The organism is Tepidibacter hydrothermalis, assembly GCF_029542625.1.
Taxonomy (GTDB): domain Bacteria; phylum Bacillota; class Clostridia; order Peptostreptococcales; family Peptostreptococcaceae; genus Tepidibacter_A; species Tepidibacter_A hydrothermalis.
The window spans coordinates 3653218-3665462 of record NZ_CP120733.1 but is presented as its reverse complement, the minus strand read 5'-3'; the positions used below and the strand labels follow the sequence as shown (position 1 = coordinate 3665462).

At 36.8% G+C, this 12245-nt stretch carries 4 protein-coding genes and 3 rRNA genes; 6 read left to right on the top strand and 1 reads right to left on the bottom strand.

Annotation, left to right across the window (positions count from 1 at the left end; genetic code table 11):
- Positions 1 to 59: 59 nt before the first annotated feature.
- Positions 60 to 176, top strand: a 5S ribosomal RNA gene (gene rrf, locus P4S50_RS17320).
- 430 nt (positions 177 to 606) lie between these two features.
- Here rrf and P4S50_RS17315 read toward each other — a convergent pair.
- The gene (locus tag P4S50_RS17315; protein ID WP_277732077.1) at positions 607 to 1788 is read right to left on the bottom strand and encodes a pyridoxal phosphate-dependent aminotransferase; all 1182 of its coding nucleotides are present in this window, start codon (positions 1786 to 1788) and stop codon (positions 607 to 609) included.
- A 277-nt stretch (positions 1789 to 2065) separates the two neighbouring features.
- On the opposite strand from P4S50_RS17315, the gene P4S50_RS17310 reads away from it, so the two are divergent.
- The 5 genes from P4S50_RS17310 to P4S50_RS17290 all read left to right on the top strand — a co-directional run bounded on the left by P4S50_RS17310 (position 2066) and on the right by P4S50_RS17290 (position 12224).
- Positions 2066 to 3592 (top strand): cobyric acid synthase, encoded by a 1527-nt coding sequence (locus P4S50_RS17310; protein WP_277732076.1) that lies wholly within the window; start codon positions 2066 to 2068, stop codon positions 3590 to 3592.
- A gap of 420 nt (positions 3593 to 4012) precedes the next feature.
- Positions 4013 to 6367 (top strand): anaerobic ribonucleoside triphosphate reductase, encoded by a 2355-nt coding sequence (locus tag P4S50_RS17305; protein WP_277732075.1) that lies wholly within the window; start codon positions 4013 to 4015, stop codon positions 6365 to 6367.
- 14 nt (positions 6368 to 6381) lie between these two features.
- Entirely contained in the window at positions 6382 to 6918 is a 537-nt protein-coding gene (gene nrdG, locus P4S50_RS17300; RefSeq protein WP_277732074.1) for an anaerobic ribonucleoside-triphosphate reductase activating protein, read from the top strand.
- A gap of 784 nt (positions 6919 to 7702) precedes the next feature.
- Positions 7703 to 9219 (top strand): 16S ribosomal RNA (locus tag P4S50_RS17295).
- A gap of 86 nt (positions 9220 to 9305) precedes the next feature.
- A 23S ribosomal RNA gene (locus P4S50_RS17290) occupies positions 9306 to 12224 on the top strand.
- The 16S and 23S rRNA genes sit together here, the layout of an rRNA operon.
- Positions 12225 to 12245 lie beyond the last annotated feature (21 nt).

The window sequence follows — 12245 nt, the reverse complement described above, 5'->3', positions numbered from 1 at the left end:
TATTAAATCTGGTCAATTTTGAAAGTATTAAAATCTAATACTTACAACTCAAAAGATTATGTGGTTATTATAGCAAAGAGGATACACCTGTTCCCATTCCGAACACAGAAGTTAAGCTCTTTAGCGCCGATGGTACTTGGGGGGCAGCCCCCTGGGAGAGTAGGACGTAGCCACGTAATCTTTTTTTATGCGTTATTTTATCTTTGGATGGTGGTTAATCGAAAAAGATGGTTATTTAAATACCGTGAATTCATTAAATAGATTCACTAACATTTAAATAACCATCTTTTTTTAGTATTTGAATATATAGATAAAGTTAACTATTAAATAGAAAATATTACGTGACTACTCGAAAAGTTTGAGAGATAAAAAAATAATATTAAGATAAGCTTTATGAAAATATACTAAAACTCCTTTTAATAAGGGTCATTTTTGGAACAACAAGTTAATGAAATATAGAGATATATAGATTAAGCTGTCGCTTTAATATAAAAAGATTACGAGTTTGATTGACAGGAAATATTGAAAATATTAAAGTGTTTGGAGTAGACTATTATAAGTAGTACAAACTCCGTTTTTAGGTTGTTATTGATTTGAAAGCTGGTTTTACAGTAATGAATTTACAAATTCCTCAATACCCTTAATTCCAGTAATCAAATTATCCTCACTACAAGCATAAGAAATTCTTATATAATCATCCATTCCGAATGCAATTCCAGGAACGGCTGCTACATTATTATTAGATAAAAGCTTATCGCAAAACTCGACTGAAAAACTATCTTTATAATTAAGTTTTGACTTTAAACTAGAAATGTCGATAAACATATAAAAAGCACCTTCTGGATATACATAATCTATACAATCTATTTTAGATAACATATCTATAGCTAAATCTCTTTTTTGTTTGTATATTTTGACCATATCATCTATATCATCTGAGCAGTATTTTAATGCTCCGTAGGCACACCATTGAGATATGGTAGATGGGTGTGAAACTAAATGTCCTTGAACCGTAGAAATTCCCTTAGCAATGATTTTATTAGAAGCAGAATACCCAACTCTCATCCCTGTCATAGCAGCCGATTTAGAAAAACCGTTTATAGTTATAGTTATATCTTTAGCTTCATTAGATAAAGATGCTATACTTATAAAATTACCTTCATAAGATATTTTTTCGTAAATCTCATCTGCAAGTATGTATATATTGTTTTTTATACATATATCAACTATATTTTCAAGCTCTTCTCTTGTATAAATAGCTCCAGTAGGATTTGATGGATTAGATATGAATAACATTTTTGTTTTAGGTGTTATATGTTTTTTTATGTCGGATACGCTTATTTTAAAATTATTTTTTTTATCAGTATCTACAAAAACTGGCATACCTGAACATAATTTTATCATTTCAGGATAACTAACCCAGTATGGTTTAGGAACTAAGACCTCATCACCAGGATTTAATATTGAAATTAAAGTATTAGTTATTGCATGCTTTGCTCCACTTGAAACAACTATTTCATCTAAATCATAATCTACATTGTTTTCGGATTTTAATTTTTTGATAATTTCATGTCTTAATTCATTAACACCTGAAACACTATCATATTTAGTTTTATTGTTATTTAAAGCATTGATAGCTACATCTTTTGCTTTTGTAGGTACATTAAAATCTGGTTCCCCTATACTTAGATTGGATATATCAAGCCCCTTCTCTTGAAGCTTAGCTACTTTAGAACTGATACCAATAGTATAAGATGGGGTTATATTTTTTAATTTATTAGAGACCATTTAATCACTCCTCTTTTAGATTTAGTTTAATAAATTATAGCATAATAATGTATTAAAAATAATATTATTTTGTTCTATAGGAAACCATATAGTTTTGAATATGTGGGGAACATGGACGAAAGAACTATACTTGCAATTATTTTTAAGCATTAAACATATAAACATATGGACGTATATAAGTTATAATAGAATTGGATTAACTAAATTATAAATGTTAATATTTACATGTACAATTCAAATGAATATGAAAATATAAGACACAAGAGGGGGATAAATAATGGGAAAATCAATAATGCTTCAAGGAACAGCTTCGGGTGTAGGTAAGAGTTTGCTTACAGCTGCGTTTTGTAGAATATTTAAGCAAGATGGATTAAGTGTAGCGCCTTTTAAATCACAAAATATGGCTCTTAATTCATTTATAACAAAAGATGGAGATGAAATGGGACGAGCTCAAGTCTTTCAAGCAGAAGCAGCAGGGTTAGAACCTGATGTTAGAATGAATCCTGTACTTTTAAAGCCTACAACAGATAAAAAAGCTCAGGTTATAATAAATGGAAAAGTATATGATAATATGGATGCTGTTACTTACCATGAATTTAAACCACAGCTTTCAAATATGATAAAAGATATATACGATAAATTAGCAAATGAATATGATGCAGTTGTTTTAGAGGGAGCTGGAAGTCCTGCTGAAATAAATTTAAGAGAAAATGATATAGTAAATATGGGAATGGCAAATCTATCAGATTCACCTGTTGTAATAATTGGAGATATAGATAGAGGTGGAGTATTTGCATCCCTAGCAGGAACTATGCTACTTTTAACAGAAGAGGAAAGAAAAAGAGTTAAGGGAGTTATAATAAATAAATTCAGAGGAGATGTAGAAATACTAAAGCCGGGTATAAAAATGATTGAAGATATAATTAAGGTTCCTGTGCTTGGAGTTATACCGTACAGCAATCTTAAAATAGAAGATGAAGACAGTCTTGCAGATAGATTTAGAAATCAAAAATCAAAGGATAGTGGAGATGTTAATGTGGAGGTTCTATATTTACCACACGTTTCTAACTTCACAGACTTTAATGTTTTTGAAACACAAGAAGATGTTAACCTGAGATATGTAATGAAAGGGGAATCTATAGGTGATCCAGATATATTAATAATACCTGGAAGTAAGAATACAATAGAAGATCTTATTTATTTAAGAGAAAGTGGTCTTGAAAGACAAATAAATGATTTACATAAAAAAGGTAAGTTAATATTTGGTATTTGTGGAGGATATCAAATTTTAGGAAAAAAATTATATGATCCACAGGGTGTTGAATGCGGAATAAAAGAAATAGACGGAATAGGCCTTTTGGACATAGAAACTACATTTGAAGGAGAAAAAATAACTACACAAGTAGAGGCTGTTGTTCAAAATAACGTAAGAGGATTATTAACATCACTTGAAGGAACAAAGGTAGAAGGATATGAAATACATATGGGAAGAAGTGTTGTTGGAAGAGAATCTAGAAGTTTAAATAAAATGATTAAAAGAATGGATGAAAATATTGATGAGTTAGAAGGGGCTATAAATTTACAAGGGAACGTTGCTGGAAGTTACATACATGGAATATTTGATAATATAAGCTTTACAAGAGGATTGTTAAATAATATAAGAAAGACAAGAGGGTTAGATGAAATACAAAGTGAAGTCACATCATTTAAAGAATTTAAAGAGAAGGAATACGATAAATTAGCTAATATAGTAAGATCAAATATAGATATAGATAAAATATACTCTATATTAAAAGGGGAGTAAAAGGATAGAAGACATAAAATATAAATATACTATTATCAAAAAATAAATAGAATAAAGATAAAATACAATGATATTAAATTGAATTTACATAAATTACTTGTTTCATGTAAAGGTGTAATAACAACTATTTCAGAGAATTATATAACCAAAATAGAAAGAAATATGAACTGTCCCATAAAAATTTTAGGAAAAAATTCATAAAAAATAGAACCATTATAAATACTTGGTTTCAAAAAAATGAACTTGTAATTTCAATACTTTGAGCGTGTTTGACTAATTTGATTAATTTTGATAATCTAAATATAGCAAATATACGAGAACCCTTTAACGAGGTTAAAGGGTATTTTTTTTGACTAGCAACACTATATGTAGTATAAACGGAAATAACATACACAAGATAATGTACAAGGGGGCAGTAGTATGATTGAAAATGTAAAGAAAAGAGACGGTAGAGTAATTGGCTTTAGTAAAGACAAAATAGCAAGAGCGATATTCTTATCGGCTAGCGAGGTTGCACAAAAAGAAGGAAAAACAGCAGACTATAAAATAGCAGATAAATTAGCAGATAAAGCATTAAGCCTTTTAACAAAACAATATATGGGACAAATCCCAACAGTAGAAAATGTTCAAGATGCTGTTGTAAAAACTTTGATAAAAAATGGACATGCAAAAACTAGTGAGTCTTATATATTATACAGAGCGGAAAGAAGTAGAATAAGAAATTCTAAGACAAGACTTATACAAGCTATAAAAGAAATAACTTTTTCAGATGCAGATAATGCAGATATAAAAAGAGAAAATGCTAATATAGATGGAAATACAGCTATGGGAACTATGCTTCAGTATGGAAGCGCTGTATCTAAAGAATTTTGTAAGCAATTTGTTATAAAACCTAATCATTCAAAAGCACATGACGCTGGAGATATACATATACATGATATGGATTTTTTAAATATGGGTACACTGACTTGTTGTCAAATAGATATATCTCAATTATTTGAAGGTGGATTTTCAACAGGTCATGGTCATTTAAGAGAACCACAAGATATACTAAGTTATTCTGCTCTTGCAGCTATTGCAATTCAATCTAATCAAAATGATCAACATGGAGGTCAAAGTATACCGTTTTTCGATTATGGATTGGCAAATGGAGTGAAAAAAACATTTAAAAGATCATATATAGAAAATATATACAAGGCTATAAGCATAGAAAAAGATATTGAAGAAGACCAAATAAAAATTATGATTAATAAAGTTAATGAAATAGAGAAATCTTTAAACAAAGAAATTTCTTTAACTATAGATGAAGAAATAAATAATAAAATTAAACAAGAATTAATTAAAGAATATGATTTAGATGAAGAGAAATGCTCAAAAATACAAAAATTTGCAAGTAAAGAAGCTTTAAGAGAGACGAATAGAAAAACTTACCAAGCTATGGAAGCTTTTATACACAATTTAAATACAATGCATTCAAGAGCTGGAGCACAAGTACCTTTTTCAAGTGTTAACTTCGGAACTGACACAAGTGAAGAGGGAAGAATGGTTAGTAAAAACTTGTTACTTTCTTTAGAAAAAGGACTTGGAAATGGAGAAACAGCTATATTCCCAATTTTAATATTCAAAGTAAAAGAAGGTATAAACTTAAATAAAGAAGATGTAAACTATGATTTATTTAAACTAGCATGTAAAGTTTCATCAAAGAGATTATTCCCGAATTTCAGTTTTATAGATGCTCCATTTAACCTTCAGTATTACAAAGAGGGACATCCTGAAACAGAAGCGACTTATATGGGATGTAGAACAAGAGTAGTTGGAAATGTATGTGGAGAAGAAATAGTTACAGGTAGAGGAAATCTTTCATTTACAACTATTAATCTTCCGAGATTGGGAATCAAACATGGAAAATTAAAGAATAAAGAAACAGATATAGAAGGTTTCTACAAAGAACTTCAAGAAAAAATAGATTTAGTAATAGATCAATTACTTGAAAGATTTGAAATACAAGCAAACAAAAAAGTTAAAAACTTCCCTTTCTTAATGGGACAAGGTGTATGGCTTGGATCTAAAGAATTATCTTGGGAAGATGATTTAAGAGAAGTTATAAAGCAAGGAACATTGACAATTGGATTTATAGGACTTGCTGAGTGTTTAAAAGCATTAATAGGAGAGCATCATGGAGAAAGTGATCATGCTCAAGACTTAGGTGTTGAGATAATTAAATATATGAGAGATAAAATGGATGAAGCTAGTGAAAAATATGGATTGAATTTCTCTTTAATAGCAACTCCAGCTGAAGGATTAAGTGGAAGATTTACTAAAATAGATAAAAAAGAATTTGGTGAAATAGAAGGAGTTACAGATAGAGACTATTATACAAACTCTTTCCATGTACCTGTTTACCATAAGTTATCTGCGTTTAAGAAAATAGAAAAAGAAGCTAAGTATCATGCACTTACTAATGCAGGACATATAAGTTATATAGAGCTTGATGGAAATCCATCGGATAATATAGAAGCATTTGAAAGCATAGTAAGAGCTATGAAGGAAGCTGGAATTGGATATGGAAGTATAAATCATCCGCTTGATAGAGATCCTGTTTGTGGATTTAATGGAGTAATAGATGATATTTGTCCAGCTTGTGGAAGAAAAGACGGAGAAGACGGTATACACTTTGAGAGAATAAGAAGAATAACAGGATACTTAGTGGGTACTGTAGACAGATTTAATGACGCTAAGAGAGCTGAAGTTAAAGATAGAGTAAAACATAATTAAAAAGGGGTGATATTATGAAATTAAGACTAGCATCTTCTGTGACATCAGACAGCATAGTTGATGGACCTGGACTTAGAACTGTAATATGGACCCAAGGTTGCAAGCATAATTGTAAAGGATGTCACAACAAGCAAACTCATGATTTTTGCGGAGGGTTTGAAGTTGAAGTAGAATCAATAATAGATACTTTAAAAGATTTGAAACTACAAAAGGGTATAACTCTTAGTGGTGGAGATCCTTTTGAACAACCAGATGCCCTTGTGAAAATATGCAAAGAAGCGAGAAAGATAGGATTAGATATTTGGGCTTATAGTGGATATACAATTGAACAGTTAACCGATGTTAGAAATGAAAAATATTTTAAATGGAAAAATCTATTGAATGAGATAGATGTATTAATAGATGGAAAATTTGTAGAATCTAAAAAAAGTATGCTTTTAAAGTATAGAGGATCCTCAAATCAAAGAATATTAGATGTTAAGAAGTCATTACAATTAAAAAGAGCTGTTCTTCATGTGGATTACAATGAAGATATGGATATAGCAAAATAAAAGCGAGGCATATGCCTCGCTTTTATTTTTAAGAAAATTATATGACTCTTAAATATCCGATTAAATCAAAAATGATACTCATTAAAATAACTCTACTTAGTCAACGTTTTAATAAAACTACAGACTTTGCTTTATAAAATATCCTAAAAGTTCTTAAACTCCCTTACGGTTAAACAAAGAACTTTCTTAACGGATATTTTAACAGCAAAATCTAAGTTTTATAGTAAAATGTTAATCAAAAGTAGCTAACATTTTAATGAGTATCATTTTGAACTTGAATTTTTAGAGTTTTTATAGAATAAATAAATAGATTATAGAGATATTTTAAAAAAAATAGGGAAATAATTGATTAAAAAATAGGATATAAGACTAAATATATCCTATTAATTGTATTGTTTTCAGACAAATATTCTGTATACATGTCATAAAAACAAAGAAAATATATATTTTAAATGATTAATTTAGACTATTTTATAAAAAATTATAATAAATTTTCATTTAAATTATACAATTAAAAAAAATCTATATAAATGTTTAAAGATAAAGCTTTCTGGGTATAATTAAATAGAAATAAATAATATGTTTTAAAATTTATTTCAAAAAAGGTGTTGACGAATTATTTAATAGCTGATATATTATTACTTGTCCTCAACAACGAGGCGAACGAGAAACACATGAACACAACATATGAACTTTGAAAATTAAACAGTAGGTTATAAATAAATCACAAACAGTGATTTTCGGAAACAACACATAAAGTCAGTTACTGAGTACTGACAAACTTTTATTTAAGAGTTTGATCCTGGCTCAGGATGAACGCTGGCGGCGTGCCTAACACATGCAAGTCGAGCGGAGATTAAGAAGCTTGCTTCTTAATCTTAGCGGCGGACGGGTGAGTAACGCGTGGGTAACCTGCCCTATACACACGGATAACATATCGAAAGATATGCTAATACGAGATAATACATTTTTAAGGCATCTTAAAAATGTCAAAGATTTTATCGGTGTAGGATGGACCCGCGTCCCATTAGCTAGTTGGTGAGGTAAAAGCTTACCAAGGCGACGATGGGTAGCCGACCTGAGAGGGTGATCGGCCACACTGGAACTGAGACACGGTCCAGACTCCTACGGGAGGCAGCAGTGGGGAATATTGCACAATGGGGGAAACCCTGATGCAGCAACGCCGCGTGAGCGATGAAGGCCTTCGGGTCGTAAAGCTCTGTCCTAAGGGAAGATAATGACGGTACCTTAGGAGGAAGCCCCGGCTAACTACGTGCCAGCAGCCGCGGTAATACGTAGGGGGCAAGCGTTATCCGGAATAACTGGGCGTAAAGGGTGCGTAGGCGGCCCTGCAAGTCAGAAGTGAAAGGCTACGGCTCAACCGTAGTAAGCTTTTGAAACTGTAGGGCTTGAGTGCAGGAGAGGAGAGTAGAATTCCTAGTGTAGCGGTGAAATGCGTAGATATTAGGAGGAATACCAGTTGCGAAGGCGGCTCTCTGGACTGTAACTGACGCTGAGGCACGAAAGCGTGGGGAGCGAACAGGATTAGATACCCTGGTAGTCCACGCCGTAAACGATGAGTGCTAGGTGTCGGGGGTTACCCCCCTCGGTGCCGCAGCTAACGCATTAAGCACTCCGCCTGGGGAGTACGCTCGCAAGAGTGAAACTCAAAGGAATTGACGGGGACCCGCACAAGTAGCGGAGCATGTGGTTTAATTCGAAGCAACGCGAAGAACCTTACCTAAGCTTGACATCCCTCAGACCGCTTCTTAATCGAAGCTTTCCCTTCGGGGACTGAGGTGACAGGTGGTGCATGGTTGTCGTCAGCTCGTGTCGTGAGATGTTGGGTTAAGTCCCGCAACGAGCGCAACCCTTATCTTTAGTTGCCAGCATTTCGGATGGGCACTCTAGAGAGACTGCCGAGGATAACTCGGAGGAAGGTGGGGATGACGTCAAATCATCATGCCCCTTATGCTTAGGGCTACACACGTGCTACAATGGCTAGTACAGAGAGTTGCGAAACCGCGAGGTCAAGCTAATCTCTTAAAGCTAGTCTCAGTTCGGATTGCAGGCTGAAACTCGCCTGCATGAAGCTGGAGTTACTAGTAATCGCGAATCAGAATGTCGCGGTGAATGCGTTCCCGGGTCTTGTACACACCGCCCGTCACACCACGGAAGTTGGGGGCGCCCGAAGTCAGATATCCAACCGTAAGGAGGAATCTGCCGAAGGTGAAATCAATGACTGGGGTGAAGTCGTAACAAGGTAGCCGTATCGGAAGGTGCGGCTGGATCACCTCCTTTCTAAGGAGAAATAACCTACTGTTTAATTTTGAGGGTTTATTCCTCAAAATAGTACTTTGAAAATTGAACAGATTTAAATAAATTTAGGTTAAGTTATTAAGGGCGTAGGGCGGATGCCTTGGCACCAAGAGCCGATGAAGGACGTGGTAAGCTGCGATAAGCTTCGGGGAGATGCAAGCAATCTTTGATCCGGAGATTTCCGAATGGGGAAACCCACCTAGAGTAATGTCTAGGTATCCTTAGATGAATTCATAGTCTAAGGAGGGGAACCGGGGGAACTGAAACATCTAAGTACCCCGAGGAGGAGAAAGAAAAATCGATTCCCTGAGTAGCGGCGAGCGAAAGGGGATTAGCCCAAACCTATGAAGTTTTCTTCATAGGGGTTGCGGATATGCTTATTAAGATGGAGGTATTGTAGTCGAAGAGGTTTGGAAAGACCCACCGTAGAAGGTAATAGTCCTGTAGATTAAACGAGAAGACCATCAAGCGTACTCCAGAGTACCACGGGACACGTGAAACCCTGTGGGAAGCTGGGGGGACCACCCCCCAAGGCTAAATACTCCTTGGTGACCGATAGCGTATAGTACCGTGAGGGAAAGGTGAAAAGAACCCCGGAAGGGGAGTGAAATAGAACCTGAAACCCTATGCCTACAAGCTGTGGGAGCACATTATTAGTGTGACCACGTACTTTTTGTAGAACGGGCCAACGAGTTACGATAAGTAGCAAGGTTAAGGACTTAGGGTCTGGAGCCGTAGCGAAAGCGAGTCTTAACTGGGCGATTCAGTTACTTGTCGTAGACCCGAAACCGAGCGACCTACCCATGGCCAGGATGAAGCGAAAGTAAAATTTCGTGGAGGTCCGAACCCACGCACGTTGAAAAGTGCGGGGATGAGCTGTGGGTAGAGGTGAAATTCCAATCGAGCTCGGAGATAGCTGGTTCTCCCCGAAATAGCTTTAGGGCTAGCCTCAAGCTTAGAGATGAGGAGGTAGAGCACTGAATGTCCTAGGGGCCCTATGGGTTACCGAAGACTATCAAACTCCGAATGCCTTTATCTTTTGCTTGGGAGTCAGACTGTGGGTGATAAGATTCATAGTCGAGAGGGAAACAGCCCAGACCGTCAGCTAAGGTCCCTAAATGTAAGTTAAGTGGTAAAGGATGTGGGATTGCACAGACAACCAGGATGTTGGCTTAGAAGCAGCCATTCATTCAAAGAGTGCGTAATAGCTCACTGGTCGAGTGATCCTGCGCCGAAAATTATCGGGGCTAAAACTTACTACCGAAGCTACGGCATTGACTTTGTCAATGGGTAGGGGAGCATTCACTGCGGGTTGAAGCTAGACCGGAAGGACTAGTGGACTGCAGTGAAGAGAGAATGTTGGCATGAGTAGCGAGACGTAGGTGAGAATCCTACGGGCCGAAAACCCAAGGTTTCCTGAGGAAGGTTCGTCCGCTCAGGGTTAGTCGGGACCTAAGCCGAGGCCGAAAGGCGTAGGTGATGGACAACAGGTTGAGATTCCTGTACTACCGATAATCGTTTGAAGAATGGGGTGACACAGAAGGATAGGCTATCCTACTATTGGATGTAGGTCCAAGCATTAAGGGAGCACTGATAGGCAAATCCGTCGGTGCAATTCTGAGGTGTGATGGGGAGCGAAATTAAGTAGCGAAGTAGTCGATTTCATGCTGTCAAGAAAAGCCTCTACTGAGATTAAAGGTACCCGTACCGCAAACCGACACAGGTGGGTGAGAAGAGAATTCTAAGGCTAGCGAGAGAACTTTTGTTAAGGAACTCGGCAAAATGACCCCGTAACTTAGGGATAAGGGGTGCCTCATTAGGGTGTATGCCCGAAGAGGCCGCAGAGAATAGGCCCAAGCGACTGTTTACCAAAAACATAGGTTTCTGCTAAGTCGAAAGACGATGTATAGGAGCTGACGCCTGCCCGGTGCTGGAAGGTTAAGGGGATGTGTTAGACGTAAGTCGAAGCATTGAACTTAAGCCCCAGTAAACGGCGGCCGTAACTATAACGGTCCTAAGGTAGCGAAATTCCTTGTCGGGTAAGTTCCGACCCGCACGAAAGGCGTAACGATTTGGGCACTGTCTCAACAAAAGACTCGGTGAAATTGTAATTCCGGTGAAGATGCCGGATACCTGCGACAGGACGGAAAGACCCCATGGAGCTTTACTGTAGCCTGGCATTGGATTTCGATATTACATGTACAGGATAGGTGGGAGACTGAGATACGAGAACGCCAGTTTTCGTGGAGTCACCCTTGGGATACCACCCTTGTAATATTGAGATTCTAACCATAGACCATGAATCTGGTCTTGGGACACTGTCAGGTGGACAGTTTGACTGGGGCGGTCGCCTCCCAAAATGTAACGGAGGCGCCCAAAGGTTCCCTCAGCACGGTCGGAAATCGTGCGAAGAGTGCAAAGGCAAAAGGGAGCTTGATTGCAAGACATACAGGTCGAGCAAGGACGAAAGTCGGGCTTAGTGATCCGGTGGTTCCGCGTGGAAGGGCCATCGCTCAACGGATAAAAGCTACCCTGGGGATAACAGGCTTATCTCCCCCAAGAGTCCACATCGACGGGGAGGTTTGGCACCTCGATGTCGGCTCATCACATCCTGGGGCTGTAGTAGGTCCCAAGGGTTGGGCTGTTCGCCCATTAAAGTGGTACGCGAGCTGGGTTCAGAACGTCGTGAGACAGTTCGGTCCCTATCCGTCGCAGGCGTAGGAAATTTGAGAGGAGCTGTCCTTAGTACGAGAGGACCGGGATGGACATACCTCTGGTGCACCAGTTGTCACGCCAGTGGCATAGCTGGGTAGCTATGTATGGAATGGATAAGCGCTGAAAGCATCTAAGCGCGAAGCCAACCTCAAGATAAGATTTCCCATCTTTATGAGTAAGATCCCAGGAAGACTACCTGGTTGATAGGTTCAAGGTGTAAGCTCAGTAATGGGTTCAGCTGATGAATACTAATAGATCGAGGACTTAACCTTTTATTAAATCTGGTCAATTTT